Source organism: Nocardiopsis sp. CC223A (assembly GCF_030766825.1).
In the GTDB taxonomy this organism is placed as follows: domain Bacteria; phylum Actinomycetota; class Actinomycetes; order Streptosporangiales; family Streptosporangiaceae; genus Nocardiopsis.
Map to the genome: position 1 here is coordinate 1 of NZ_JASFDV010000034.1, position 25,140 is coordinate 25,140.

Consider the following 25,140-nt stretch of genomic DNA (forward strand, 5'->3'; position numbering starts at 1 on the left):
GGCCGGGCGCCGGGGCGGCGGGTCCGGTGGTTCCATCACGCGGACCTGGGGCAGGTCCTCCGCCGCGATCGGCGGCGCGGCCGGAGCGCGGAAGGCGTCGGCCCCCACGGGTTCGGCCAGCAGGTCCGCCGGACCCGCGGCCCGGGCCGCGGTGCGGACGGTGTCGCACACCAGGCAGGCGCGGTTCGCCGATTCGTTGAGAGCGGTGCAGACGCCGCACCGCCAGTCACCTTCTGCCAAGGGTGTCCTCCCCTCGATCAGCCCCACCGTACGCCGCCGGACCCCGAATCGTGCCACAATCCCGGAATCCGCGCGCTTGGGAGGTACCCCCGCAGAACACAGGGAACCCTCCCGAAACCCCCGTCACTGCGGCCGGTCCCGGCCGCCCCGCGGCCCTTACCGTCCGTCCCGGGAACCTCACCGCCGGGGCCATGGCCGCGTCCGCGCAGGTCGGACATGCTCGAAGGCATGGCTCGGAACCCTGTTCGCGCCCGCCCCTGCGACGGTCCCACCCTGCGCGGCGGCCGCTGCCGCCGTCCCCGCGTGGTCCCGCCCTGTGCCGACCACACCCCGCACGCCCTGTCCCGCCGGGGCACCCCGGGCCCGTGGGCGCGCCGTCCCGCACCGCTGCGCGTCCCGCGCCGCCGCGGCCCCCGGTTGAGCGCCCTGCTCCCCACCGCCTGGCCGGTCGCCGCGGACTCCCCCGGCAACGCCGAGCACGTCCGCCGCTGGCACACCCCGCGGGCCCGCGCCGCCCTGGACTGCTTCGCCTCCCTGCTGCCGGCCGTGTGCTGGCACCGGGTCTGCTCCCCCTCGCGCCGCGCCGACTGCCCGACCCTGGAGGCCCTGGCCCGGGCCGCTGAGTCCCCGGCCGCCGTCGCCGCCGGAGCCCTGCCCCGTATCGCCGAGGACGGTTTCGCCGACCTGCGGCCCACCCCGGAGCACCGTATCGCCCGGGCCCTGGCCCGGGCCAAGCAGGAGCAGCTGGGCCTGCGCGCCTTCGCCCCGGGGGCCGCCGTCGAGCACCCCGCCCCGCACCTGGCCGATCTGGCGCTGTCCCTGCGGCTGCTGGGCGTACTGGCCTGTACCGCACAGGGCCGGTCCCGCTGGTGCCCGTGCCTGGCCGCGCTGCTGGCCCGGGGCCCGCTGCCGGACCCGACGGCGGTGTTCGCACTGGCGACCCGGTTCGCCACCCCCTACGGGCTGGAGTCCAGCGCCTGACGGCCCGATCGCCGCCGCTCGTCCGATGCTCCGCCGACGGGGCTCTCTGCGCGCGGCGCCCCGGCCGTACGGAGCATCCGCCGCCGGAGGCGGAAAATCATTTCCCCGCCCCGCGTCCCACGCGCTACGGTTCCGGCCATGGACGACGTGTAGCTCAGTCGAGGAGAGCGTCCGGCTCATAACCGGGAGGTCGCGGGGGCAGGGCCCGCCACGTCGACGGCCCCTCAGGGGGCGACGGTACGTAGCTCAACCAGGAGAGCGCCCGGCTCGGGACCGGGAGGGAGCGGGGGCAGGGCCCGCCGTACCGGCGGGCCGACGCGCACTCCCGACCGTGCGCGTCGGCACGCACACGGTGCGTAGCTCAGGCAGCAGAGCACCCGGCTCTTATCCGGGAGGGCGTGGGGGCGGAACCCACCGCACCGGCATGGACGACACCACCCCCGTACACGCGAACCCCGGGTACCCGGCGAGCCGCCTGCTCAAGGAGCTGGCCACCGCCGCGGCCCACGACGACCCCGCCGTGCGCAGGGCCGCCGAGCGGCGCGCCTCCGCCTGGCGCCGGATCACGGAGGGCATGGCCTCCGGGCGGCTGTCCATCGGATCGCGCACGCCCGTCAGGGGCCTGCCCGCCTGGGTCACCCCCGAGGTGGCGCACGGCGGGTTCGCCACGGGCGAGGCCGCCGCCGCGGGGCCGCTGCGCCCGCACGAACTGGACCTCATCCGCCGGCACGGCCTGCGGGAGGACCGCGCCGCGCTGTACGCCCACCACCTCACCGAGGCGGGCCTGGAACACCTGGGTGCGCTGCTGGACGGCGGCGGCTACGCGGTGGACCAGCCCGAGCAGGCCGCCCTGCTCACCGTGGTGTGGCTGCTGCGCACGGGGGACACCGCGGCCGCGCTGCGGCTGCTCGCCGAGCTGGACCCCTTCGCCGCGACCCTGTGCTTCACCCCGCGTCCGGCCCCCGCACGGGACCTGCCGCCGGGCGCGGTGTTCCGCCACTCGGTCCGCGAGGTGCGCGACACCCTGGCCGCGGTGGCCGCCCGGGGGCCCGGGGCGCCGGGCGCCCAGCGGGAGGCGCTGGCGGTGTGGAACCCGTTCGCCGACCGGGTGCTGGCCCACTGGCTGGAGACCGCCCCGGACGGCGGGACCGCGGTGGACGCGCACCGCCCCGACGGGTGGGCCGCGCGCGGCTCCGCCCTGCTCGACGAGTACGGGCGGCTGGCCGCCGAGCACACGCTGTGCACCAAGCACCGCAGGCCCAAGGAGAACCTCGCGATCCTGCTGGCCGCCCTGCGCGAGGCCGTGGCCCCGGACGGGCCCGGGGTGCTGGGCGCGCGGCGGCGCGGCCTGCTGCGGTGCGCCGTGGCCGCGATGACCGCCAAGCGCGGCGTCCCCGGCTCCGCCGGGCACTCCGCGGTGCGTACCGTGCAGGCCGCCCAGGCGGCGCTGCCCACCCACGACGTGCTGGCGGCGCTGCTCGCCGAGCGCCTGTCCGCCCTGCCGGAGAACTCCGGGGTGCCCGACCCGGACGCGGCCCTGGCCCCTGTTTCCGCCGAGGAGGCGCGGGACTTCGACGCCGCCGCCGGGTCCGCGGTCCCGGGGCCGCTGCGCGCCCGGGTGGCCAAGGCCGTCATCGCCCCGCTGGAGGAGCTGGTGGAGCGGGGTGTGGTCCCCTCGGCCGAGGTGCTGGCCGCCCTGGTGCCCGCCCTGGCCGCCGCGGCGCAGGCGGCCGCGATCGACGACCCCGCCCTGTCCCGGCTGGTCACCGCCCACCACGAGGCGTTCGCGCGGCGACGGTCCCTGCTGCTGCTCGACCTGGCCTCCCAGGTGCGGCAGGGGGAACTGCCCTGGGTGCGGGAGCTGGAGCGCCACCACGGGTCCGCCCGGGTGCGCCGGGAGGCCGCCCGTGCCGTGCTCGTCCGGGTGGGCGACACCGTGCTGACCCACTTCCCCGGGACCATCACGCCGAACCCGCTGGTGAGCGAGCTGAGCGGGCTGGCGCGCACCGCCGAGGGGCGGGTGCCGCCGCGCCAGGTGGACTTCCCGTTCGTGGAGGAACTGGCCTCGGACATCTTCACGGGCACCTTCTCGGCCAAGTTCACCCGGGCCGCCCGGCGGGCCGCCGAGGTGGTCGAGGGGACCCTGTACGCCCGGTACTACGGGATCGACTGCGCCGAGGTGTTCGCGCTACAGGAGAAGCCCTCCGGCGGGGAGCCGACCTTCGCCCTGCTGTGCCGGGAGCGCGCCGGGGACCCGCTCCGGTCGGTCTCGGGCAACGGAATGGTGATCGAGCAGGCGCAGATCCTCACCACCCACAACCTGGCGGCGCTGGTCGTGGCCGGGGCGCGGCCGCGGGACGGGTGGGCGGCGGCGGCGCGGGGGGCGCACCGGACGACGGTGCGACTGCTGGGTGCGCTGCCCCGGGTGTACGACACGCTCGCGCACGTGAAGAACGCGGCGTTCGCGTGGCGGCAGACCGTGTTCTTCCTGTCCCGGTGCACGCCGCGGGAGCAGCGCGAGGTGCTGGCCCGGATGGAGGGGGCCGACCTGCCCTACCACGTGCGTGAGCGGCTGGACCCGGCGCTGGTGTGGCTGCGCGCGGCGGTGGCGGGGCACACCCTTCCGGCCCGCGACGACGGGGAGACCGTGCGCTTCCTGGGGTGGACGGCGGGGCGGCACTGGATGCTGGACATCGCCCCCGAGGCGCTCTTCCGGTACCGCCACCCGTTCTGAGGGGCGGGTGGGACCGGGCGGCGCCCGCCCGTACGCCGTCCTTCGACGCCGGGGCGGGAACGGTGTGCGTCCCCCGGCGCGATAGGGGGATATGGGCGGCGTCCTCCGCGTGGCAGTGTGAACGGGATCGGGCGCTCCCCCGCGTCCGCCCCCCGCGAACGGAGGAACCCCATGCTCCCCGCGTCCGCCCCCGTCCTCCCGGTCCCCGCCCCGACCGTCCCGCGCCCCTCACCCCTGTCCCTGGTGTGGTCGGCCCTGGTGACCCTGGTCGTCCTGCCCGGTCTCATGGCCCCGGCCCCGGCCGCCGCCGAGACCGTGGCCGCCGCCGAACCCGCCGGATGGATGGGCTCCCTGCCCGACGGCGCGGGTCTGGCCGAGCTGTCCATCCCCGGCACCCACGACAGCGGTGCCTGGCGCGGCACGGTGTGGTCGCGCACCCAGGACCTGACCATCGCCGAGCAGCTCGACGCGGGTGTGCGCTTCCTGGACGTGCGCACCCGCCACTACCGGGACGCCTTCCCCATCCACCACGGCGCCGAGTACCTGCACCTGAACTTCAGCGACGTGGTGGTGGCGATCGACGCGTTCCTGGACCGCAACCCCACCGAGACGGTGCTGATCCGGATGAAGAAGGAGCACACCGAGGAGGAGAACACCCGCAGCTACCAGGAGACCCTGGACCACTACATCGAGGGGAACCCCGACACCCGGGGGATCCTGGGCGAGCGCCTGTGGCGGCCGCCGGTCCAGGGCGGGGCGTACGTGCCGGACCTGGGCGAGGTGCGCGGGCGGATCGTCATCGTGCAGGACTTCGCGGCCTCGCGCGACTACGGGATCGGGTGGAACGGCCCGGCGACGGACGTCCAGGACGCCTACCGAGTGCCCACCCTGTTCGACATCCCGGCCAAGTGGGAGAAGGTGCGCGTGCACCTGGAGAAGGCGGCGACGGGGGCGTCCGGGACGCTCTACGTCAACCACCTGAGCGGGAGCGGCGCCCCGTTCGCGAACCCCCGCGAGGTGGCCTGGGGGTTCCTGGGCTCGCGCGGGGTCAACACCTACGCGGTCGCACACCTGCGGCAGGCTCCCCTGCAACGGACCGGGATCGTGGTGATGGACTTCCCGGACCGGGAGCTGATCGACCTGGTGCTGGCCCGCAACACGGGGTGAGTCCACGGGCGGATCCGCAGGGTCCGGCCCGCCGGCGTCGACCGCCGTCCGCCCTAGGGCACGGCCGACACCGGCGGGACCGGGTGGGCTCCGGGGCCCGGACGGGGCGTCCGTCCACACCGTCCCGCCCGAAATTCCCGGGTCCCGGAGAACACCTTACGGAATACGAGGGAGTGAACGTGAACGCTTTCGGAAAACCCGTGGGGCACAAGGGGCTGTTGTGGCCCTTGTCTCGCCCTGTCCGTTATCGAGGGTGACGGACCCGCCACCGCCCGACACGGTTCCGGAGCGATGGAACGCCGGTCAGGACGGGTCGGTCGCCGCGAACCACTCGTGTGAAGAGCGCAGCTGCAACAGGATGAGCACGATCAGCGGGGAGAGCACCACCATGGCGGCCGCACGGTCGGTGACCAGCGCACCGGCGACGGTCACCAGCGCGGCCCCGCCGATCAGCAGGCGCGCGATGAGGTGGGTGCGCCGCCCGCCCCGGGGCAGCAGCAGCCCGGCCGCCAGCAGGGCCGCCGCGGACACGGCGCCGATACCGAACCGCAGCAGGATGTCGCCCAGGCCGGCCCCGGTCTCGGCGGACAGTTCCCGCTGTTCCTGCACGGGCAGGCCGAGCAGGTAGAACACGCCGAGCAGGTTCATCACCAGGGCGACACCGACCAGCCCGGCCGTGACGAACAGGATGATCCGGGCGGCCTTCAACGGGCCGGGCATCGGGGGAATCACCGGGGTCTCCTCGTTTCCGAGTGCGGAGGTACGACCCGGGCATGGTACCGCCGATGCCCCGAAGCCCCTGGCCAGGGCGCCGGGGTCCGCGACCGGCCCCGGACCCGTTCGGCGGGGGAGGCGACCCCCATGGTTTGAAAACCAAACCCTCTCGGTTAAGGTGACCGCACAGACCGCCCGACAAAGGAGTCGCCATGACCGCCGCCGTCATCGTGGACGCCGTCCGCACCCCGATCGCCAAGGGCAGGCCGGGGGGCGCGTACGCCGACATCCACCCCGTGGACCTGCACGCGCACGCCCTGCGCGCGCTGGTGGAGCGCACCGGGATCGACCCCGCCCGGGTCGACGACGTCATCGGCGGCACCGTCGGCCAGGTCGGCGAGCAGTCGGGCAACACCGCGCGGTGGGCCGCCCTGGCCGCCGGGTTCCCCGAATCGGTGCCCGCCGTGACCGTCGACCGCCAGTGCGGGTCGAGCCAGCAGGCCCTGCACTTCGCCGCCCAGGGCGTCATCGCCGGCGCCTACGACCTCGCCATCGCCTCCGGTGTGGAGTCCATGAGCCGCGTGCCCATCGGCTCGCAGTCGCTGGGCCGCGACTTCCCCGGCCCCGCCGTCGGGGCGCGCTACCCCGAGGGCCTGGTCCCGCAGGGGGTGAGCGCCGAGCTCATCGCGCAGCGCTGGGGTCTGGACCGCGGGCTCCTGGACGAGTTCGCCGCCACCTCGCACCGGCGGGCCGCCGACGCCTGGGCGCAGGGCCGGTTCGACGCCGAGGTGAGCCCCGTCAACGATCTGCGCACCGACGAGACCGTCCGCCCGGGCACCACCACGGAGGTCCTCGCCGGACTGCGCACCGCCTTCGAGGACGACCACTGGAAGCAGCGCTTCCCCGAGCTGGAGTGGAAGGTCACCGCGGGCAACAGCTCCCCGATCAACGACGGCGCCGCCGCCGTGCTCGTGGCGGGCGAGGAGACGGCCCGCCGTCTGGGCCTGCGGCCCCGCGCCCGCGTCCACTCCTTCGCGGTCGTGGGCGACGACCCGCTGTACATGCTCACCGGTGTCATCCCGGCCACCGAGAAGGTGCTCGCCCGGGCCGGACTGCGCCTGGACGACATCGACGCCTTCGAGGTCAACGAGGCCTTCGCGTCGGTGGTGCTCGCCTGGCAGAAGGAGACCGGCGCCGACCCGGCCAGGGTCAACGTCAACGGTGGCGCCACCGCCATCGGCCACCCGCTGGGCGCCTCCGGCGCCCGGTTGACCGCCACCCTGCTCAACGTGCTGGAGCAGACGGGCGGCCGCTACGGGCTCCAGGTGATGTGCGAGGCGGGCGGCCTCGCCAACGCCACGATCTTCGAGCGCCTGTAACGCACCCCCGGGAGGCCGGTCCGTCGGCGGATCGCACGAACACCGGCCCCCGGGATTGCCGCGATTGCGCAGAGACGGCGGCCGTTCCCCCCGGCAGGATGTGAAGGCGAACCAGGTGGGGCGGGGCCCGGACCCGCTCCACCGCGACGTCAGGAGTCCCCCGCCATGCGCGCACGACGCCCCCTCGCCCTGCTGTCCGCACTCGTCCTCGCCCTGTCCGTCCCGGTGGGCGCGGCCGCCCCCGCGAACGCCGCACCCGCGCCCGTCGGCACCCTGTCGGCCGTCGGCGGCCCCGGTGAGCCGGGCCCCTACGCCACCGCCGTGGAGGTCGGGGCGGTGACCACCCTGTACTACCCGCGCGACATCGCCGACAGCGACGTCCGCCACCCCGTGATCGTCTGGGGCAACGGCACCTTCGCCTTCCCCGTGGTCTACCGGGACCTGCTGCTGCACTGGGCGAGCCACGGCTTCATCGTGGCCGCCGCCAACACCCCGCAGTCCAACCTCGGCATCTCCATGCGCGCCGGCATCGACCTGCTCACCCACCGGGACGCCGACCCCGGCAGCGTCTTCCACGGTCGCGTCGACCTGGAGAACATCGGCGCCTCGGGCCACTCCCAGGGCGGCGCGGCCTCCATCGTCGTCGGCGCGGACCCGCGCGTGGACACCGTCGTGCCCATCCAGCCCGGACCGCTGGCCGACATCGACCGCGTGCACGGCCCGGCACTGCTGCTGTCCGGGCGGCGCGACGGCATCGTGTTCCCCTTCCTGGTGCGGGCCTTCTACCACGACGCCGACCACATCCCGGCGGTCTACGGCGAGGTCCGCGGGGCCGACCACTTCACCGTGGTGGGCGACCCCGGACCCTTCGCCGCCCCGACGACCGCCTGGTTCCGCCTGCACCTGATGGACGACGCGTCGGCCCACGGCGAGTTCTTCGGCCCCGGCTGCGGTATCTGCGTCGACACGGACACCTGGTCGGACGTCCGCCGCAACGCCCTGACCGACGGCTTCCCGGCCCCCACCGCGTGACGAGGACACCGATGCACACCATCGTGAGCACCCGCCAGGGCGAGGTCCGGGGCCTGGCCCGGGACCGGATCTCGGTCTTCCTCGGCATCCCCTACGCGGCACCGCCCTTCGGCGCCCACCGGTTCCGTGCCCCGGCCCCCGCCGAACCCTGGGAGGGGGTGCGCGACGCGCTGGAGTTCGGGCCGACCGCCCCCCAGACCCCGTACGGCCCCGCCCTGGGCCGGCTGATCCCCACGATCGACATCCCCGGGGACGGGTGCCTCAACCTCAACGTCTGGGCGCCCGCCGACGGTGACGGGCACCGCCCGGTGATGGTGTGGATCCACGGGGGCTCCCTGCGCAACGGGTCGACGGCCCTGCCGCTCTACGACGGGTCGGCCTTCGCGCGCGACGGCGTGGTCCTGGTGTCGGTCAACCACCGGCTCGGGGTCGAGGGCTTCGGGGTCTTCCCCGACGCGCCCGACAACCGCGGCCTGCTCGACCAGATCGCGGCGCTGGCCTGGGTCCGCGACAACATCGCCGCGTTCGGCGGGGACCCGGGCAACGTCACCCTGTTCGGGGAGTCCGCCGGGGGCATCGGGATCGCGGCCCTGATGTCCGGCACCCGGGCCCGGGGCCTGTTCCACCGGGCGATCGTGCAGAGCGGACCGCCCCGCGCGGTGCCGCGGGAGAAGGGCGCCGAGGTCGTGCGGCGGATCGCCCGCAGGCTGCGGGTGCCCGCCACCGCCGCGGCGTTCGCCGCGGTGGACCGGCGGCGGCTGCTGGACGCACAGAACGCGGTGGTCGGCGCGAGCTCCCCGCTCGGCGGCGGTCCGGGCTTCGAGATCGTGGTCGACGACGACGTGGTGTCCGCGGCTCCCCCGCCCTGCGACGTCGACCTGCTGCTCGGATCCAACCTGGAGGAGTACCGGCTGTGGTTCGTCCCCGACGGGACGATCGACCGGATCGGCGGCCTCACCCTGTGGTCGGCGTCGCTGAAGTTCAAGATCCCCGGCCGGGTGGTGCGGCTGTACCGGGCCGGGCGCCCGGGGGCCCGGCCCGGGGAGATCCTCGGGGCGATGGCCACCGACCTGCTGCTGCGCGGCCCGGTGAACCGGTGGGCCGACGCGCGGTCGTCCGGCCCGGCCCGGACGTTCGTCTACGAGTTCGCCTGGCGTTCGCCCGCTCTGGGGCTGGGCGCGTGCCACGCGCTGGAGATCGGGTTCGCGTTCGACACCCTGGCCGCCGGCGAGGACCTGACGGGGTCCGGCGCGCCCCAGGGGCTGGCCGACACCGTGCACCGGGCCTGGGTGTCCTTCGCGGCCTCGGGGGACCCGGGCTGGCCCGCCTGGTCGGAGCGGCGGCCGGTCCGGGTCTTCGACGACCCCGACCCGGGTGTGGTCCACGCGCCCCGGCACGAGGAGTTGAGCGCCTGGCTTCGACACCCGCGGTTCACAACAGGTCCCGCGCGGTGAGCGCCGCCTGGAGCAGCCGGGCCTGGGCCGGGACCGCGACGTCCAGCCCGGTCAGCGCACCCACCCGTTGCAACCGGTAGTCCAGGGTGTTGCGGTGGATGTGCAGCGCCAGCGCGGCCCGGCGGCGGTTGTGCCCGTGGTCGGTGAACACCCGCAGCGTCTCCAGCAGGTAGGGGTGGGGGTCCAGCGGGTCGAGCTTGGCGGCCAGCCGGTGCAGCGCCTCGCCGGGGCGGGCGAGCTGGTGCTCCAGCAGCACGTCGTCCAGGCGGTAGAACCCGGGCGGTCGGCCCAGCCGCCGGACCAGGTCCAGCACCCGGCCGGCCTCCGCGGCCGCCGCCGGAACGTCCGCGGGCTCCCCGGCCGGCGCGGCCGCGGCGACCAGGGGGCCCACGTCCCGGGCGAGCGCGGCGACCAGGTCGGGCAGGTCGGGTCGGCCCGGCAGCAGGGCGATCCCCGCGACGTGGTCCATCAGCACCGGGACGCCCGTGCAGGCGTCCAGGCAGGACTGGACCGACCTGGTCGGCGGGTCGTCCTCGAACGAGAAGGCCACGACCTCGTATCCGCCGGACACCTCGATGCCCGCCGCCCGCGCCGCCTCCGTGTACGGCCGCCCCTCCAACAGGGCGGACAGCAGGGCCCGCCGGACGCGCTTGTCCTCGCTGTGCAGGTCCTCCAGGGTCTGGCGGTGGGCGAGCACGACGGCGGGCAGGGCCGAGTACAGGCAGGAGAGCAGGTGCGCGCCCGCGTCGGCCAGTTCCCCGGGCTCGGCGGCCTCGACCAGCACCCGCCACCACGCCTGTGCGCCGATGAGGTAGGCGGCGGTCACCGCCTCCAGGGGGACGCGGTCCTCGGCCCGGCGCGCCGACCACTCGATCAGCAGGGCCAGGTCGCCCCGGCCCACCTCGCCGCCGTCGCGCAGCGTCCGCAGCAGCAGGCCGTGGACGGCGGCGATCGACCGGGCCACCTCGCCCTCGATCACGCGGGGCGACAGGTCCCGGTAGTAGGGCACCTCCGCGGCGCACCGCGCGACGACGGCCGCGGTGACGTCGCCTCCGCGCGAGGCCATCCGGATGTGCAGGTCGGACATCGGCTCATCGTCACATCACGGAAACACGGACGTCAATGGCGGCCGGGCGGCGGGCCGGACGCCCTCCCCCGTTCCGACGCCATCACCCTCCTCGCTTGGCCCACGCCGCAGACCTACGGCGTAGGCCTACAGTGCAGACCGGCTCCTGTGCACGGTCAACGGGCACGAGGCCTAGACTGTGGCGGGTGACGACGCGACGATCGAGGACGGCCCCGGCCGGGCTCACCAGGGAGGGCATCGTCGACGTCGCGATCCGCGTCGCCGACGCCGACGGCCCCACGGCGGTCAGCATGCGGCGGATCGCACAGGAGCTCGGGGTCGACCCGATGTCCCTCTACCGCCACATCGGCGCCAAGGACGGCCTGCTCGACCTCATGACCGACACCGTCGTCGCCGGGATCGAACGGGTCGAACCGGGGGCGACCTGGGTGGAGACCGCCCGCGAGCAGATGCTGGCCGCGCGCCGCACCATGCTCCGCCACCCCTGGACCGCCGAGGTCGTCAAGGCCCGGCCCATCCCGACCCCGGCCGCCCTGCGCTACGTCGACACCATCCTGGGCATCCTGCGCGGCGGGGGCCTGAGCCTGGATCTGACCCATCACGCCCTGCACGTCCTGGGCAGCCGCATCCTGGGGTTCGGCCAGAACCTGTTCGACGAGGGCGCCGACACCCCGCCCGAGGTCGCGGCGGCCCGGGCGGCGGGCCTGGCGCACGAAATGCCCTGGGTGGCGGAGATGATCGTCGGGTCCGCCCACGGGGGCGCCCTGGGCGGCTGTGACGACGACGCGGAGTTCGTGTTCTCGCTCGACCTCATCCTTGAGGGCCTCGAACACCGCCGCGCCGCCGGGCGGTAGGCCCCGGCCGCAGGCCGGTCCGGGTTCCGTACCGGAGAGTAGGGTGGTGGCATGGGCAGTCCCCGCAACGGCGTCATCGGCCGGCCTCGCGAGTTCGACATCGATGAGGCGCTGGAACGCGCCATGCTCGTGTTCTGGGAGCGCGGCTACGAGGGGGCGAGCCTCACCGACCTGACCGGCGCCATGGGGATCACCAAGACGAGCATGTACGCGGCCTTCGGCAACAAGGAGCAGTTGTTCCGCAGGGCCCTGGCCCGCTACACCGAGGGGCCCGCCTCCTACGCGGCGCGCGCCCTGGAGGAGCCGACCGCACGGGGGGCGGCCGAGGCGTTCCTGCGCGGGGCGGTCCGGACCGTGACCCTCACCGGCCCCTCCGGGTGCCTGATCGTCCAGGGCGCGCTGCCGTCGAGCGACGGGGCGCGCCCCGCACACGAGGTTCTCGCCGGCTGGCGGGCCGAGGCCCGCCTGGACATGGAGGAGCGCTTCCGGCGCGCCGTCGCCGAGGGCGACCTGCCGGCCGGCGCCGATCCGGCGCGGCTGGCCCGGTACGTCATGGCGGTGGGGTTCGGCATCGCCGTCCAGGCCACCGACGGCGTCGGCCACGACGAACTGCAAGAGGTCGTCGACACGGCGCTGCTCAACTGGCCGCTCTGACGGTCCGTCGGCGCGGTCGCGGTCGGCACCGTCGCGCCCGACTTCTGTACCGATCGGAATAGAATTGTCGGGGCCGGGGTTCTCCCCCACGACCGCAACCGTCCCGGCCGGAGCGGCCGGGCGCCCTCGCCCCGAACCCCACAGGACACCATGAACAGCACCGTCACACCGGCGGGAACGCCGACGTCGCACCGGCCCGCCTCCTGGGCCGGCGTCGCCTCCCTCGGCCTGGGGATCTTCGCCCTCGTCATGGCCGAGTTCCTGCCCGCCAGCCTGCTCCCCCGCATCGCCGACGACCTCGGTGTCACGGCGGGCTCCGCGGGCCAGTCCGTCACCGTGACCGCCATCGCCGCGGGGATCTCCGGGCTGCTCCTGCCGGTCCTGGTCCCGCGCGCCGACCGGCGCCGCGTGCTGATCGGCCTCACCGGGCTGGCCGTCGTCTCCAACCTCCTCGTGGCGGCGGCCCCCGGCCTCACCGCCCTCCTCGCCGCGCGCGCCCTGCTGGGCATCGCGCTCGGCGGCTTCTGGGCGCTGGCCATCGCGACGGCGGCGCGGCTCGTGCCCGGCGACCGCCTCGGCCGTGCGGTGACCGTCATCAACTCCGGCGTCGCGGTCGCCACCATCGCGGCCGTCCCGCTGGGCGCCTGGCTGGGCGGGCTCTGGGGCTGGCGGCAGGTGTTCCTGCTCGGCGCCGGGGCGGCGGTCCTCGCCCTGGCCGTCCAGGCGACGACACTGCCGCGGATGGCACTGGGCGCGGCGAACGGGCTCCGCGCCCTCGGGTCGACGCTGCGCTCCGGCGTCCTCCTGCTCGGCCTGGTCGCGATCCTGCTGATCGCCGGCGGGCAGTTCACCGGGTTCACCTACATCCGCCCGGCGGCGGAGAGCGTGTCGGATATCGGTTCCGCCGGGCTCGCCGCGCTGCTGCTGGTCTACGGGATCGCCAACGTGCTCGGCACCGCGTTCAGCGGTGTCCTGGCCGACCGCGCCCTGCGGACGACCGCCCTGGTGTTCCCCGCGGTGCTCGGGCTCGGCATGGTCGCGATGGCCGCCACCGGTGCCTCCCCCGCCGGGCTGTTCGCCGCCGCCGCACTGTGGGGCTTCGGGTTCGGCGGCGTCCCGACGACGGCGCAGACCTGGGCCGCCAGGACCGAACCGACCCGCCTGGAACAGGTGGGCGGGCTGATGTCGACCGTCTTCCAGATCGCGATCGCCTCGGGAGCGGTCGTCGGCGGCCTGCTGGTCGACGGCGTCGCGGCCGCCGCGCCCCTCGTCGCCGGCGGCACCGCGGCCGTCCTCGGCGGCGTTCTCCTGGCCGCCCTGCGGCAACGCGGCTGAACGCCGGGAACGGTCGGCCGCACCGCTTTCGCCGGTGCGGCCGCCGGGCCCCGTGCTCACTCCTCGGGGAGGGCCTCCTCCATGCGGCGCACCCGCACCTCGGTGATGGTGCGGCCGCTGGTCCGGGCGACCTCCGCGGTCCACCCGCCGAAGTCGACCGTCTCGCCGGGCTCCCGGGGGATGTGGCCCAGGACCGCGATGATCAGGCCCGCGACGGTGACGTAGTCGCCCTCGGGCGGGTCGGTCAGGGACAGGTCGATGTCGGGCAGGTCGTGCACGGGGTAGGTGCCCGGGAGCGTCAGGGTCCCGTCGTCGTTGGAGACGACGGTGCGGATGTCGGAGTCGGTCTCGTCGTAGATCTCACCGACGATCTCCTCCAGCAGGTCCTCCAGGCTGACGATCCCGTCGATGCCGCCCATCTCGTTGACGATCACGGCCAACTGCTGGCGCTCGGCCGTCATCTGGCGCAGCGCCATCGAGACGACCAGCGAATCGGGCAGCAGCATCGCCTCGCGGGCCACGTCCCGGGCGGCACCGGCGCCGCGGACCAGGTCGGACCAGTGGACGATGCCCAGGACGTCGTCGAGGTCGTCGTCGGCCACGACCGGGGCGCGTGAGTGCCCGTGCTCGGCGAGCATGCGCGTGGCCTCGTCGGTGGGGGTGGCCGCGGGGATGGTGAAGACCTCGCCACGGGGGACGACGACCTGGCGCAGCCTGCGGTCGTCGATCTCGAAGGCGCCGCTGATGATGGTGCGCTGCTCGCGGGTCATGCCGCGCTGGGCGGTGAGCATGTCGCGCAGCTCCTCCTCGCCGACCTCCTCGCGCGCGGCGGAGGGGTCCCCGCCGGTGAGGCGGACGACCAGGTCGGTGGAGACGCTCAGCAGCCACACGACCGGGCGGGACAGGGCCGCGAGCAGGTTGAGCGGGCGGGCGACCATGAGGGCCCAGCCCTCGGCGCGCTGCATGGCGATGCGTTTGGGCGCCAGCTCGCCGAACACCAGGGTCACGAAGGTCAGGACGATGGTGACCAGGATGACGGACACCGGTCCCGCGGCGGAGCCGAGGAAGCCCAGCGGCTCGATGAGCGGCTGGGCCAGCGCCACCGCGGCGGTGGCGGAGGCGAGGAAGCCGGCGAGGGTGATGCCGATCTGGATGGTGGCGAGGAAGCGGTTGGGGTCGCGGGCCAGACGGGCGACCGCCCTGCCGCCGGGTCCCCGCTCCTCCATTTGTTTGAGCTGGCCTTCGCGCAGGGTGATCAGGGCGATCTCGCTGCCCGCGAACAGGGCGTTGACCAGGACGAGGACCAGGACGAGGCCGATTTGAACCCCGTAACTCTCCATGACTGCCGTTATCTCCGATGCGGATGGTGATGGTGGTGGCCCTTGGGGCCGTTTCCGTGCCGCTTCACCCTTTCACACGGCGTCCGTGCGGCGCCCCGGTGTGCGCGACACGCCCCCTCCCCAGTATTCAGTGTTGCTATGTACCAGTAGCCAGTACTACTATGCAGTGGTACTCAGCGGCAATGAGTAGTAAGAGGAGGCGGACGACCATGGCGACAGAGTGGATCGAGAAGGTCACGGGATCGATCGAGGACAAGAAGCGGTACAGGCGGTACAGGGCGCGCGTCAGGGAGCTCCCCGGGAACCACCGCACGGCCGTCGAGGCGCTCGACCGGTACCTGACGCACTTCGGGTCGATCTCCAAGGGGGACGTCCTGGTGCAGATGCTGGACGACCTCGTCGACCTGTTCGAGCAGAGCGCGGCGAACGGGACCCCCGTCCGCGACGTCGTCGGGGAGGACCCCGTCGAATTCGCCGAGACGTTCCTGGCGAATTACGCGGAGGGCCGGTGGATCGAAAAGGAGCGGGACCGGCTGAAAAGGGCCATCGAACGCGCCGCCGGAGAAGACGGCGGGAAGAGGGGCTCCCTCTGATGAGGACACAGGAGACACAGAGGACTCCGGTGATCCGCCTGCGGGGTCTGGAGAAGTCCTACAAGGACCTGAAGGTGCTGCGCGGGGTGGACTTCGACGTGGAGCGCGGCGGCGTCTTCGCCCTGCTCGGCTCCAACGGGGCGGGCAAGACCACACTCGTGAAGATCCTGTCCACCCTGCTCGGGGCCGACGGCGGAACGGCCGCGGTCAACGGCTTCGACGTCGCCGCACAGCCCGCGCGGGTGCGGGAGTCCATCAGCCTCACCGGCCAGTTCGCGGCGGTGGACGAGGTCCTCAGCGGGCGGGAGAACCTCGTCCTGGTCGCCCGGCTGCGCCACCTCGACGACCCCGGCGCGATCGCCGACCACCTGCTCTCCCGCTTCTCCCTCACCGACGCGGCCGGACGGAGGGTGTCGACCTACTCCGGCGGCATGCGCCGCCGCCTGGACATCGCGATGAGCCTCATCGGGAACCCGCCGGTCATCTTCCTGGACGAGCCGACGACCGGACTCGACCCGCAGGCGCGCGTCGAGGTCTGGGAGGCCGTCAGGGGCCTCGCCGACAACGGCACGACGGTGCTGCTCACCACGCAGTACCTGGACGAGGCCGAGCAGCTGGCCGACCGGATCGCGATCCTGCACCGGGGGAGGATCATCGTGAACGGCACCCTGGACGAACTCAAGAAGCTGCTGCCGCCCGCCGAGATCGAGTACGTCGAGAAGCAGCCGACCCTGGAGGAGATCTTCTTCGCGGTCACCGGCGGGTCGGACCAGGGCGGCGAAGGCCGCCGGACCTCATCGAGCGGGAAGTAGGGACGGACCGTGGCAACGCACTTCCTCGGCGACACCGCCGCCCTGACCGGGCGGACCATGCGCCACGTCACCCGCAGCCCGGACACGATCATCACGACCGCGGTCATGCCCATCGCCATGATGCTGATGTTCGTGTACGTGTTCGGCGGTGCCATCGACGTCGGGTCGGACTCCTATGTGAACTACATGCTGCCGGGCATCCTGCTCATCACCGTCGCCTCGGGCATCGCCTACACGGCCTTCCGGCTCTTCACGGACATGCAGGGCGGGATCTTCGAGCGGTTCCGATCGATGCCGATCGCCCGGTCGGGGGTGCTGTGGGCGCACGTGCTGACCTCGCTCGTCGCCAACGTCATCTCGCTGGTGGTGGTCGTGGGCGCGGCCCTGCTCATGGGCTTCCGCTCGGACGCCGGACCGGCGGCCTGGCTCGCCGTCGCCGGGATCCTGATCCTGTTCACCCTGGCCCTGACCTGGATCGCGGTGATCCCGGGCCTGTCGGCGACGTCGGTGGAGGGCGCGAGCGCGTTCTCCTACCCGCTCATCTTCCTGCCGTTCCTGAGCTCGGCGTTCGTCCCCACCGAGACCATGCCCGGCCCGGTGCGCTGGTTCGCCGAGCACCAGCCGGTGACCTCCATCGTCAACACCATCCGCGACCTGCTGTCCGGGCGGCCGGCCGGGGACGACGTCTGGACCGCCCTGGCCTGGTGCACGGGCATCCTCGTCGTCGCCTACGCCTTCGCGATGGTCACCTACCGCAGGAAGACCTCCTGACCGCTCCGCACCCGGCGGCGGCCCCACACCGGTGGGGCCGCCGCCCGCGCGCCTCAGGTGCCCGGGGACGGTCCCTCCCAGGGCGCGGTCGGCGAGCACCGGCCCGCGGAAGACGGGCACGCTCCGGAAGCGGGCGGCGACGCCCTCGGGCATGTGCGTCGAGACCCGCACGGCGATCATCCGCGGCGCCGATCCGGCGGCCGTCGGCGGGATCGGCGGGGTGATGTCGGCCAGGCGCCGGGGCCGGGCTCCGCCGACCCGGCCGGGTCAGCGCGCGGCCGGGCCGGTCGAGCGGCGGATCACCAGGTGGGAGGAGAGCACCACCTGTTGCGGGGCGGGCTGGGAGCGCGACAGGGAGCCCTTGCGGGTGAGGAGTTCCACCGCGGCCCGGCCCGCCTCCTCGTGCGGTCCGGCGACCGTGGTCAGCGCGGGGGCGCACAGGTCGGCGCCGAAGATGTCGTCGTAGCCGACCACGCTGACCTGACCGGGGACGGGCACACCGCGTTCGGCGAGCCGCCGGAGCACGCCGATGGCGAGCAGGTCGTTGTGGGCGACCAGGGCGGTGGCGCCCGCGCCGAGTCCGGCGTCGGCGGCCACCCCGCCGCCTTCGACCCTGGGTGGGAACGGGCCCAGCCGGCGCGCGGTCATGCCGTGTGCCTCGGCCGCGGCGCGCAGCGCCCGCCAGCGCTGCGCCGCAGGCCAGGAGCGGTGCGGCCCGGAGAGGTAGACCAGGGACCGGTGTCCCAGGGAGGCCAGGTGCTCGACGATCTGGCGGCTGCCCGCCCCGTTGTCCACCACGGCGCTGGGCAGCCCCTCGACCTGCCGGTTGACCAGGACGAGGTTGTACTCACGGGCCAGCTCCCGGGTGGTCGCCTCCTGCATGCGGCTGGCCGCCAGGACGAATCCGTCGACGGACCGGGACAGGCGCTCGATCTGGTTGCGCTCGTTGTCCGCCGACTCCTCGGTGTTGGCGAGGATGAAGGTCAGCCCCGCCTCGCTGGCCCGCTTCTCCGCACCCCGGATGGTACCGAAGAAGTGGGGGTTGGTGATGTCGGGGACCAGCATGGCGATCGTCGCCTTGTGCCCTGACTGAAGGGCGGTGGCCAGCGGGTCGGGCCGGTAGCCGAGGCGTTCGGCCACGGCGAGGACGTGCTCGCGGGTGGCGGGGTTGACCCGGCGGGGGTTGTTGAGGGCGCGGGAGACGGTGGAGGCGGCCACGCCCGCCTCGCGGGCGACGTCGTAGATGGTGGTGCGTCGGGGGGAGCTCATGCCACCCGTTCCTACCTGTTCACGACAACATTTGGCAATCGCTTGTCATTCAACAAGCCCGAAATCTAGAGTTCACGGCACGGCCCCAGCAGAAGGTGGCCCACGCCACACTCACCCCGCTGATCAGCGTGAACAACCCCGCCGACCGGAAATCCCACTCCCATGACAGCCTCTCCCAGCCCACCCGCCCCCCTGATCCCGCGTCCTCTGGCAACCGTCTCCCGGTGGCTGGAGAAGGCGGAGCTGACCACCGGCGCCCTCATGCTCACGGTGGTCTTCGCCCTGATGTTCACCCAGGCCGTACAGCGCCACCTGCCGGTGGCCGGCTGGGTCTGGACCGGCGAACTCGCCCGGTACGGCCTCGTGTGGCTGACCTTCGCCCTCGCCGGATACCTGGTCGGCCGGGACGAGCACATCACGTTGAAGATCGTCGACCTCGTCCTCCGGGGCCGGGCACTGCGGACGGTGTGGGTCCTGGCGAACCTCGTCGTGGCCGCGGTGGCCGCGGCCCTGGTCCTGGACGCGGCCGAACTGGTCTTCGGCGGCTCGCCCCAGCGCACCCCCGCCCTGGGCATCCCGCAGTCCTGGACCTACGCCGTCCCCATGGCCGGTCTGGCCCTGGCCGGGCTGCGGGCCCTGCTCAACACCCTGCTGCCCACGCCTCCGGCGCTGGAGACCCGACCGAGCGAGGAGATCCGATGAGCGCGGTGCCGGTGATCCTGGGCATCCTCGTCCTGATGCTCCTGCGCGTTCCGGTGGGGTTCGCGATCCTGGGCCCCTGCCTGGTGTACATGTCCCTGACGGACCAGTCCACCGGCCTGAGCCTGCGCACCGCCGCGCAGGAGGTCAACAGCTTCCCCCTGCTGGCCGTCCCGCTGTTCATCCTGCTCGGCGTCGTGGCCGACCACACGGGTATCGCCGACCGCATCTTCGCCTTCGCGCAGGTGCTGCTGGGCCGGGTCCGGGCCAGCCTGGGCTACGTCAACATCGGCGTCAGCCTCGGGTTCTCCTGGATCAGCGGCGCCGCCATGGCCGACGTCGCCGGCACGGGGAAGATGATGGTCCCGGCGATGACCGGGCGCGGCTACCCCCGCCGGTTCACCCTGGGCCTGACCGCGGCCTCCAGCCTCATCAGCCCGGTGATGCCGCCGAGCATCCCCGCGATCGTGTACGCCTCGGTCGCGGCGGTGTCCACCGCCGCCCTCTTCGCCGCCGCCGTCGTCCCCGCCCTGCTCATCGCGGCCGGGCTGGCGCTGTACGTCTTCCTCTGGAGCCGCAGGCAGCCCCAACTCGCCGGGCGGCGGGCCGAACCGGGCGAGTTCCGCCGGGCCGGGCTGCGGGTCATCGGGCCGCTGGGCGCCCCCGTCATCCTCCTGGGCGGCATCCTGAGCGGCCTGTTCACCCCGACCGAGGCCGCCGCGGTCGGCGTCGCCTACGTCGTGGTCCTCGGCGTTCTCTACCGCAGGCTGACCCTGCGCTCCCTGTGGAACATCACCGTCGAGACCGCCACCACGGCCGCCTCCATCGCCCTCATCCTGGCCGCCTCCGGGCTGCTGGGCTGGGTCCTGGCCCGCGAGCGCGTCCCGCAGGACATCGCGTCCTTCCTGCTCGGGTTCACCGACAGCCCCGTGGTCTTCCTGATCACGGTGAACCTCGCACTGATCCTCATCGGCGCGCTGCTGGAGCCCATGGCCGCCCTGGTCATCACCGTCCCGGTCCTGCTCCCCATCGCCGCCCAGTTCGGCGTGGACCCGGTCCACTTCGGGGTGATCGTGATCCTGAACCTGATGATCGGCCTGCTCACCCCGCCCATCGGCGGCGTGCTCTTCGTGCTGGGCTCGGCGACCCGCACCCCCATGCACGAGGTCTTCCGCGGCACCGCGCCCTTCCTGGTCCCCATCGTCACCGTGCTGCTCCTGCTCACGCTGGCCCCGGACCTGGTCCTGTTCCTCCCCGGGCTGCTGGGTCTGTGACCCCGAGGCCCGCCCTCCCATCCCCCACCTCACAAGGAGATCCACGATGAACCGCATGCTCCGCCTGCCGCTGCCCGCCCTGGCGGCCGTACTCGCCCTCACCGCCTGCTCCGGGCCCTCCGACGGCGGCGGGGAGACGGAGGGCACCACCCTGACCTTCGCCAGCAGCTACAGCGAGGACCACCCGCACACCCGCTGCGGCATCGACCTGGTCGCCGAGCGGGTCGCCGAGGCCGACGTCGACCTCACCGTCGACACCTTCCCCAACAGCCAGCTGGGCAGCAACACCGAGACCTTCTCCTCGGTGATGTCCGGGGACATCGACATGGACGTGCAGGGCTCGGCGGCCCTCGGGTCCGCCTACTCCCCCATCGGGGTCTTCGACGCGGCCTACGCCTTCGACGACGTCGACCACATGTTCTCCTTCTTCGACTCCCCGGCCGCCGACACGATGAAGGAGGGCTTCACCGAGGTCACCGACGCCCGCATCCTCGACCTCTGGTACTTCGGCGAGCGCCACTTCACCGCCAACGAGCCGATCCGCGAGCCCGGGGACCTGGAGGGGCTGCGGATGCGCTTCCCCGACTCCCCCATCTACCTCGCCAACGCCGAGGCCCTGGGCGCCAGCCCCACCGCCGTCGCCTTCGAGGAGGTCTACATGGCGCTCCAGCAGGGCATCGTCGACGGCCAGGAGAACCCCATCGCCACCATCGCCGCCGACGACTTCGACGAGGTCCAGTCCCACATCAGCCTCTCCGGCCACCAGATCGGCTCGCAGATGATCGTGGTCTCCGGGGCGACCTGGGACGGCCTGACCGAGGAGCAGCAGGCGGCCCTCCAGGAGGCGGTGTCCTCCGTCCGCGAGGACAACCGCGCCTGCATCGAGGAGGCCGAGGCCGAGACCCTCGCCGAATGGGAGGACACCGGGGCCATGGAGGTCGTCGACGACGTCGACGTGGAGGCCTTCCGGACCCGGGTGCGGGAGTACTTCGGCGAAAACCTGGAGGGCGAGGAGCTGGAGCTCTACCAGAGCTTCCAGGACGCCCGCTGAGGCCCTGACCGCCACCTGAACAGGGCGCGGGCCGCCCGGCCCGCGCCCCCGACCGGAATCGGAGGTCGCTCACATGCGGCATTCCATCGCCACCGTCTGCCTCAGCGGCACCCTGGAGGAGAAACTGCGGGCCGCGGCCGGGGTCGGTTTCGACGGGGTGGAGGTCTTCGAGAACGACCTCGTCGCCTCGCCGCTGCGCCCCCGGGAGATCCGGGCCCTGGCCGAGGACCTGGGCCTGACCATCGACCTCTACCAGCCCTTCCGCGACTTCGAGGGCGTGGACGACGCGACGCTGGCCGCGAACCTGCGGCGGGCCGAGGCCAAGTTCTCCCTCATGGTGGAACTGGGCGCGGACACCGTCCTGGTGTGCTCCAACGCCACGGCGTCGGCGATCGACGACGACGCCCGGGCCGCCGCCCAGCTGCGGCTGCTGGCCGAGGCCGCCGAGGGGTACGGGGTACGGGTCGCCTACGAGGCGCTGGCCTGGGGTACCCGCGTGTCCACCTACCGCCGCTCCTGGGAGCTCGTCCGCCGGGCCGACCACCCCTCGCTCGGGCTGTGCCTGGACAGCTTCCACATCCTCTCCCGCGGGGACGACCCGGCGGGCATCCGCGACATCCCCGGTGAGAAGCTGTTCTTCCTCCAGCTCGCGGACGCGCCGCGGCTGAGCATGGACGTGCTCCAGTGGAGCCGCCACCACCGGTGCTTCCCCGGCCAGGGCGGCTTCGACCTGGCCGGGTTCACCGGGCACGTGCTCGCCGCCGGGTACACCGGGCCGCTGTCCCTGGAGGTGTTCAACGACGTGTTCCGGGCGGCCGACCCCGGACGGACCGCGGCCGACGCGCGGCGCTCGCTCACCGTGCTGGAGGACGGCCTCGCCCGCCGGGACGCCCCGCCCCGGGGAAGACCGTCCGTGACGCTCACCCGGCTGCCCGAACCGCAGACCCCGCGGGGGTTCGGGTTCGTGGAGGTGGCCGCGGCCGGGGAGACGGCGGCCGGGATCCGGTCCCTGCTCGCCGCCCTGGGCTTCGCCCACACCCGGGACCACCGTTCCAAGCCGGTGCAGCTGTGGGAGCACGGCCCCGCCCGTGTCCTGCTCAACGCGGCCGACCCCCGGCTCGGCCACACCTGGGACGGCGCCGCCTCCGTCACAGCGCTCGGCCTGGTCCTGGACTCCCCCGAGCGCTCCGCCGCCCGGGCCGAGCGCCTGTGCGCCCCGGTCCTGGCCCGGCGGCACGACCCGTCCGAGACCCCGCTGCGCGCGGTGGCGGCGCCGGACGGGACCGCCGTCTTCCTCTGCCCGTCCGGGGACGGCGGGGAGGAGCCCTGGCTGTCGGACTTCTCGGCCCCCGCGGTCGCCGACGTCCACCCGGGGGGCGGTCCCGCCCTCACCGGGATCGACCACGTGGGGCTGCACCAGCCCTTCGCCCACTTCGACGAGGCCTCGCTGTTCTACACCGCCCTGCTGGGCCTGTCCCCGGGGGAGAGCACGGAGCTCGCCTCGCCGGAGGGGCTGATCCGCAGCCGGGCCCTGGCGGGCGCCGACGGCGGACCGCGGATCGCGCTGAACGTCTCGCTGATCGGCGACGGCCCCCGCGCGGGCACCGCGGGCGGCGTCCAGCACATCGCCCTGGCCTGCGAGGACATCATCGCCGTGGCCGAGGCCGCGGTGGCGGCCGGGCTGCGGACCCTGCCGGTGCCCGACAACTACTACGACGACCTGGCGGCACGCACCGACCTGCCGCCGCACCGAAGAGAGCACATGAGACGGCTGAACATCCTCCACGACCGGGAACCCGACGGCGGGGGCGAGTTCCTCCACTTCTTCACCCCGCTGCTGGACGGGCACCTCTTCTTCGAGGTGGTCCAGCGCGTCGAGGGGTACGCCGGCTACGGGGCGCGCAACACCCCGGTGCGCCTGGCGGTCCACCGGACGGAGCGCGCCGCGTGAGGGGGACGACCACAGCTCCGGAGCGGTCCTTCCTGGTCGGGCTGATCGGAGCGGGGATCGGCCCGTCGCTCACCCCGGCGATGCACGAACGGGAGGCCGCCGCCCTGGGACTCCGGCTGGTGTACCGGACGATCGACATCGACGTCCTGGACCTGCCCCCCGAGGCCGTGGGGGAGCTGGTCCGCTCGGCACCGCACTACGGCTTCGACGGCCTCAACATCACCCACCCGTGCAAGCAGCTGGTGCTGCCCCACCTGGACCGGCTCGCGCCGGACGCGGCGGCCCTCGGCGCGGTCAACACGGTGGTGTTCGACGGCAGGACCGCGGTCGGCCACAACACCGACTGGTCGGGGTTCCTCGGGTCCCTGGAGGCCGGGCTCCCCGGGGCACGGCGCGACCGGGTGGTCCTGCTGGGGGCCGGCGGGGCGGGCGCGGCCGTGGCCCACGCCCTGTTCACCTCGGGGACCGGGGATCTGGTGATCGCCGACCGGGACGTCGGGCGCGCGCGGGACCTGGCGCGGGGGCTGGCGGCGCGCTTCCCGGGCGGGTCCTGCACGGCGATCCCGCCGGAGGACCTGCCCGCGCACCTGGCCCGCGCCGACGGACTGGTCAACGCCACCCCGATGGGCATGGCCGACCACCCGGGCCTGCCCCTGCCGGCCGAGCTGCTGGACCCGTCGACGTGGGTGGCCGACCTCGTCTACCGCCCGCTGCGCACCGCCCTGGTGACCGCGGCCGAACGGCGCGGCTGCCCGGTCCTGCCCGGCGGCCGGATGGCCGTCCTCCAGGCTGTCGAGGCCTTCGAGCTGATCACCGGCCTGACCCCCGACCGCGACCGCGTGTACGCCCACTTCGCCGAGCTCACCGCGGACTGACGTGCCGGTGCGCCCGGCGCCGGGGCCCGGTGTTCAGCAGGCGGCGAAGTGGTCGTCCGCGGCCCAGTCGCCCTCGGCCCAGTCCTGCGCCCGGGGCGGGGCGAACCCGGGGTAGAGCCCGGCCAGCTCGTCGAGCAGCCAGTCGGTGAAGCGCGCGGCGCCCTGGGGGCAGGTGTGGATCCCGTCGGGACTGCGGTCGGCCAGGCCCTCCCGCTCCCGGGAGTACTCCTCGCCCCACACCGTGGTCGCGTCGAGCACGACGACCCGCCCCGCGGAGTCCCGGGCGACCTCGCGCGCCACCTCCGGTGCGCGCGCGAGGTCGTCCATGTGCGGGGCGTAGAAGTCGTCGGGGCGGATCGGCGGGGCGGTCACGATGACCAGGTCGGCCCCGGCGTCCGCCGCGGTGTCCGCGAGCCGCCCGTACCCCCGGGCCTGCTCCTCGCGGGTCCCCCAGTCATAAGTGGTGATCTGGTAGACCACCACGTCCGGTGCGGCCTCCTCGATCTCGCCGGGCAGGGTCTCCCAGTTCTCCTCGGAGAACGGTCCGACGACGTTGCCCCCGCCCTCGGCGGCGATCGAGTGGAAGGCGACGGGCGTCTCCGCGAAGGCGGCGGCCAGCGGCAGGGACTGGCCCACCGCGATGGAGTCCCCGGTGAACAGGACCGTCTCCGGGCCCGCGTCGGCGGGCGCGGGGGCGGACGGTTCGGAGGCCTCGGTGTCCCCTGTACCGGCGGGCGCGCCCGTGCAGGCGGCGGTCAGCAGGGCGAGGGGGCAGGCGGCGATGAGGAAGCGCAGTGCGTTGTTCATGGGATCCACCGTCGCGGCCCCGGGTCCCGACCGGTCCGCCACCGTGTCGCAGTCGTGTCGCGACCGG

Annotated in this window: 23 protein-coding genes and 3 tRNA genes; 20 read left to right on the forward strand and 6 right to left on the reverse strand. The window is 74.0% G+C overall.

The window, feature by feature from the left end:
* Nucleotides 1–240: zinc finger protein (locus QJS33_RS15455; protein WP_372339669.1), on the reverse strand; the 240-nt coding region annotated here is incomplete at its 3' end.
* A gap of 228 nt (nt 241–468) precedes the next feature.
* Here QJS33_RS15455 and QJS33_RS15460 point away from each other — a divergent pair.
* From QJS33_RS15460 to QJS33_RS15485, 6 genes are all read left to right on the forward strand, one after another.
* Nucleotides 469–1,221: a hypothetical protein gene (locus QJS33_RS15460; protein WP_306368675.1), complete on the forward strand. Its 753-nt coding sequence runs from the start codon at nt 469–471 to the stop codon at nt 1,219–1,221.
* A gap of 143 nt (nt 1,222–1,364) precedes the next feature.
* Nucleotides 1,365–1,438: transfer RNA gene (locus tag QJS33_RS15465), tRNA-Met, on the forward strand.
* 18 nt (nt 1,439–1,456) lie between these two features.
* Nucleotides 1,457–1,529 (forward strand) — tRNA-Pro (locus QJS33_RS15470).
* Nucleotides 1,530–1,571: 42 nt separating this feature from the next.
* Nucleotides 1,572–1,644, forward strand: a tRNA-Lys gene (locus tag QJS33_RS15475).
* 1 nt (nt 1,645) lies between these two features.
* Complete coding sequence (locus QJS33_RS15480; protein ID WP_306368676.1) at nt 1,646–3,955, forward strand: transcriptional regulator; 2,310 nt, start codon at nt 1,646–1,648, stop codon at nt 3,953–3,955.
* A 171-nt stretch (nt 3,956–4,126) separates the two neighbouring features.
* Nucleotides 4,127–5,122 carry a phosphatidylinositol-specific phospholipase C gene (locus tag QJS33_RS15485; RefSeq protein ID WP_306368677.1) on the forward strand — a complete coding sequence of 332 codons (996 nt, stop codon included), beginning with the start codon at nt 4,127–4,129 and terminating at the stop codon, nt 5,120–5,122.
* A 303-nt stretch (nt 5,123–5,425) separates the two neighbouring features.
* Here the strand turns inward: QJS33_RS15485 and QJS33_RS15490 are convergent, their stop codons facing one another.
* Entirely contained in the window at nt 5,426–5,854 is a 429-nt protein-coding gene (locus QJS33_RS15490; protein ID WP_306368678.1) for a hypothetical protein, read from the reverse strand.
* Between the two features lie 194 nt (nt 5,855–6,048).
* Here QJS33_RS15490 and QJS33_RS15495 point away from each other — a divergent pair, with 194 nt between their 5' ends.
* The 3 genes from QJS33_RS15495 to QJS33_RS15505 all read left to right on the forward strand — a co-directional run bounded on the left by QJS33_RS15495 (nt 6,049) and on the right by QJS33_RS15505 (nt 9,701).
* Nucleotides 6,049–7,215, forward strand: coding sequence for a thiolase family protein (locus QJS33_RS15495; protein WP_306368679.1), 1,167 nt, complete (start codon nt 6,049–6,051; stop codon nt 7,213–7,215).
* Nucleotides 7,216–7,380: 165 nt separating this feature from the next.
* The gene (locus QJS33_RS15500) at nt 7,381–8,247 is read left to right on the forward strand and encodes an acetylxylan esterase (RefSeq protein ID WP_306368680.1); all 867 of its coding nucleotides are present in this window, start codon (nt 7,381–7,383) and stop codon (nt 8,245–8,247) included.
* 11 nt (nt 8,248–8,258) lie between these two features.
* Complete coding sequence (locus QJS33_RS15505) at nt 8,259–9,701, forward strand: carboxylesterase/lipase family protein (protein WP_306368681.1); 1,443 nt, start codon at nt 8,259–8,261, stop codon at nt 9,699–9,701.
* Here QJS33_RS15505 and QJS33_RS15510 read toward each other — a convergent pair.
* Nucleotides 9,679–10,788, reverse strand: coding sequence for a CdaR family transcriptional regulator (locus QJS33_RS15510; protein ID WP_306368682.1), 1,110 nt, complete (start codon nt 10,786–10,788; stop codon nt 9,679–9,681). The genes QJS33_RS15505 and QJS33_RS15510 overlap by 23 nt on opposite strands.
* 185 nt (nt 10,789–10,973) lie before the next feature.
* On the opposite strand from QJS33_RS15510, the gene QJS33_RS15515 reads away from it, so the two are divergent.
* The 3 genes from QJS33_RS15515 (at nt 10,974) to QJS33_RS15525 (ending at nt 13,631) form a co-directional block, all read left to right on the forward strand.
* A complete protein-coding gene (locus QJS33_RS15515) occupies nt 10,974–11,642 on the forward strand; it encodes a TetR/AcrR family transcriptional regulator (RefSeq protein WP_306368683.1) in 669 nt (222 codons plus the stop codon).
* Between the two features lie 51 nt (nt 11,643–11,693).
* A complete protein-coding gene (locus QJS33_RS15520; protein WP_306368684.1) occupies nt 11,694–12,296 on the forward strand; it encodes a TetR/AcrR family transcriptional regulator in 603 nt (200 codons plus the stop codon).
* Between the two features lie 150 nt (nt 12,297–12,446).
* Nucleotides 12,447–13,631, forward strand: coding sequence for an MFS transporter (locus QJS33_RS15525; protein WP_306368685.1), 1,185 nt, complete (start codon nt 12,447–12,449; stop codon nt 13,629–13,631).
* Between the two features lie 56 nt (nt 13,632–13,687).
* Here QJS33_RS15525 and QJS33_RS15530 read toward each other — a convergent pair whose 3' ends face one another.
* Nucleotides 13,688–14,971, reverse strand: a complete 1,284-nt coding sequence (locus QJS33_RS15530) for a hemolysin family protein (protein ID WP_306368686.1) — start codon at nt 14,969–14,971, stop codon at nt 13,688–13,690.
* Nucleotides 14,972–15,153: 182 nt separating this feature from the next.
* On the opposite strand from QJS33_RS15530, the gene QJS33_RS15535 reads away from it, so the two are divergent.
* Genes QJS33_RS15535 through QJS33_RS15545 form a run of 3 tightly spaced genes read left to right on the forward strand, consistent with a single transcriptional unit; the run spans nt 15,154 to nt 17,147 of the window.
* Nucleotides 15,154–15,564: a DUF1048 domain-containing protein gene (locus tag QJS33_RS15535; protein ID WP_306368687.1), complete on the forward strand. Its 411-nt coding sequence runs from the start codon at nt 15,154–15,156 to the stop codon at nt 15,562–15,564.
* 29 nt (nt 15,565–15,593) lie between these two features.
* Nucleotides 15,594–16,376 carry an ABC transporter ATP-binding protein gene (locus tag QJS33_RS15540; RefSeq protein WP_372339670.1) on the forward strand — a complete coding sequence of 261 codons (783 nt, stop codon included), beginning with the start codon at nt 15,594–15,596 and terminating at the stop codon, nt 16,374–16,376.
* A gap of 9 nt (nt 16,377–16,385) precedes the next feature.
* On the forward strand, nt 16,386–17,147 hold the full coding sequence (locus tag QJS33_RS15545; protein WP_306368689.1) for an ABC transporter permease: 762 nt from the start codon (nt 16,386–16,388) through the stop codon (nt 17,145–17,147).
* A 267-nt stretch (nt 17,148–17,414) separates the two neighbouring features.
* Here QJS33_RS15545 and QJS33_RS15550 read toward each other — a convergent pair whose 3' ends face one another.
* Nucleotides 17,415–18,416: a LacI family DNA-binding transcriptional regulator gene (locus QJS33_RS15550; protein ID WP_306368690.1), complete on the reverse strand. Its 1,002-nt coding sequence runs from the start codon at nt 18,414–18,416 to the stop codon at nt 17,415–17,417.
* Nucleotides 18,417–18,578: 162 nt separating this feature from the next.
* Between QJS33_RS15550 and QJS33_RS15555 the strand changes: the two genes are divergently transcribed.
* The 5 genes from QJS33_RS15555 to QJS33_RS15575 all read left to right on the forward strand — a co-directional run bounded on the left by QJS33_RS15555 (nt 18,579) and on the right by QJS33_RS15575 (nt 24,266).
* Nucleotides 18,579–19,118, forward strand: a complete 540-nt coding sequence (locus QJS33_RS15555; protein WP_306368691.1) for a TRAP transporter small permease — start codon at nt 18,579–18,581, stop codon at nt 19,116–19,118.
* Nucleotides 19,115–20,389: a TRAP transporter large permease gene (locus tag QJS33_RS15560; RefSeq protein WP_306368692.1), complete on the forward strand. Its 1,275-nt coding sequence runs from the start codon at nt 19,115–19,117 to the stop codon at nt 20,387–20,389. Before QJS33_RS15555 ends, QJS33_RS15560 begins: the two co-directional genes overlap by 4 nt.
* A gap of 46 nt (nt 20,390–20,435) precedes the next feature.
* On the forward strand, nt 20,436–21,440 hold the full coding sequence (locus QJS33_RS15565; RefSeq protein ID WP_306368693.1) for a DctP family TRAP transporter solute-binding subunit: 1,005 nt from the start codon (nt 20,436–20,438) through the stop codon (nt 21,438–21,440).
* 73 nt (nt 21,441–21,513) lie between these two features.
* The gene (locus tag QJS33_RS15570; RefSeq protein ID WP_306368694.1) at nt 21,514–23,391 is read left to right on the forward strand and encodes a bifunctional sugar phosphate isomerase/epimerase/4-hydroxyphenylpyruvate dioxygenase family protein; all 1,878 of its coding nucleotides are present in this window, start codon (nt 21,514–21,516) and stop codon (nt 23,389–23,391) included.
* Nucleotides 23,388–24,266, forward strand: coding sequence for a shikimate dehydrogenase (locus QJS33_RS15575; RefSeq protein WP_306368695.1), 879 nt, complete (start codon nt 23,388–23,390; stop codon nt 24,264–24,266). The genes QJS33_RS15570 and QJS33_RS15575 overlap by 4 nt, the downstream gene beginning before the upstream one ends.
* 33 nt (nt 24,267–24,299) lie before the next feature.
* On the opposite strand, the gene QJS33_RS15580 is transcribed toward QJS33_RS15575, so the two are convergent.
* Nucleotides 24,300–25,073, reverse strand: a complete 774-nt coding sequence (locus tag QJS33_RS15580; protein ID WP_306368696.1) for an SGNH/GDSL hydrolase family protein — start codon at nt 25,071–25,073, stop codon at nt 24,300–24,302.
* Nucleotides 25,074–25,140: the final 67 nt, after the last annotated feature.

What these genes read in the sequence shown, in the direction of transcription:
- QJS33_RS15460 (WP_306368675.1), top strand. Translation starts at nt 469, where the DNA reads ATGGCTCGGAACCCTGTTCGCGCCCGCCCCTGCGACGGTCCCACCCTG.
- QJS33_RS15480 (WP_306368676.1), top strand. Translation starts at nt 1,646, where the DNA reads ATGGACGACACCACCCCCGTACACGCGAACCCCGGGTACCCGGCGAGC.
- QJS33_RS15485 (WP_306368677.1), top strand. Translation starts at nt 4,127, where the DNA reads ATGCTCCCCGCGTCCGCCCCCGTCCTCCCGGTCCCCGCCCCGACCGTC.
- QJS33_RS15495 (WP_306368679.1), top strand. Translation starts at nt 6,049, where the DNA reads ATGACCGCCGCCGTCATCGTGGACGCCGTCCGCACCCCGATCGCCAAG.
- QJS33_RS15500 (WP_306368680.1), top strand. Translation starts at nt 7,381, where the DNA reads ATGCGCGCACGACGCCCCCTCGCCCTGCTGTCCGCACTCGTCCTCGCC.
- QJS33_RS15505 (WP_306368681.1), top strand. Translation starts at nt 8,259, where the DNA reads ATGCACACCATCGTGAGCACCCGCCAGGGCGAGGTCCGGGGCCTGGCC.
- QJS33_RS15510 (WP_306368682.1), bottom strand. Translation starts at nt 10,788, where the DNA reads ATGTCCGACCTGCACATCCGGATGGCCTCGCGCGGAGGCGACGTCACC.
- QJS33_RS15520 (WP_306368684.1), top strand. Translation starts at nt 11,694, where the DNA reads ATGGGCAGTCCCCGCAACGGCGTCATCGGCCGGCCTCGCGAGTTCGAC.
- QJS33_RS15525 (WP_306368685.1), top strand. Translation starts at nt 12,447, where the DNA reads ATGAACAGCACCGTCACACCGGCGGGAACGCCGACGTCGCACCGGCCC.
- QJS33_RS15530 (WP_306368686.1), bottom strand. Translation starts at nt 14,971, where the DNA reads ATGGAGAGTTACGGGGTTCAAATCGGCCTCGTCCTGGTCCTCGTCCTG.
- QJS33_RS15535 (WP_306368687.1), top strand. Translation starts at nt 15,154, where the DNA reads ATGAGTAGTAAGAGGAGGCGGACGACCATGGCGACAGAGTGGATCGAG.
- QJS33_RS15550 (WP_306368690.1), bottom strand. Translation starts at nt 18,416, where the DNA reads ATGAGCTCCCCCCGACGCACCACCATCTACGACGTCGCCCGCGAGGCG.
- QJS33_RS15555 (WP_306368691.1), top strand. Translation starts at nt 18,579, where the DNA reads ATGACAGCCTCTCCCAGCCCACCCGCCCCCCTGATCCCGCGTCCTCTG.
- QJS33_RS15560 (WP_306368692.1), top strand. Translation starts at nt 19,115, where the DNA reads ATGAGCGCGGTGCCGGTGATCCTGGGCATCCTCGTCCTGATGCTCCTG.
- QJS33_RS15565 (WP_306368693.1), top strand. Translation starts at nt 20,436, where the DNA reads ATGAACCGCATGCTCCGCCTGCCGCTGCCCGCCCTGGCGGCCGTACTC.
- QJS33_RS15570 (WP_306368694.1), top strand. Translation starts at nt 21,514, where the DNA reads ATGCGGCATTCCATCGCCACCGTCTGCCTCAGCGGCACCCTGGAGGAG.
- QJS33_RS15580 (WP_306368696.1), bottom strand. Translation starts at nt 25,073, where the DNA reads ATGAACAACGCACTGCGCTTCCTCATCGCCGCCTGCCCCCTCGCCCTG.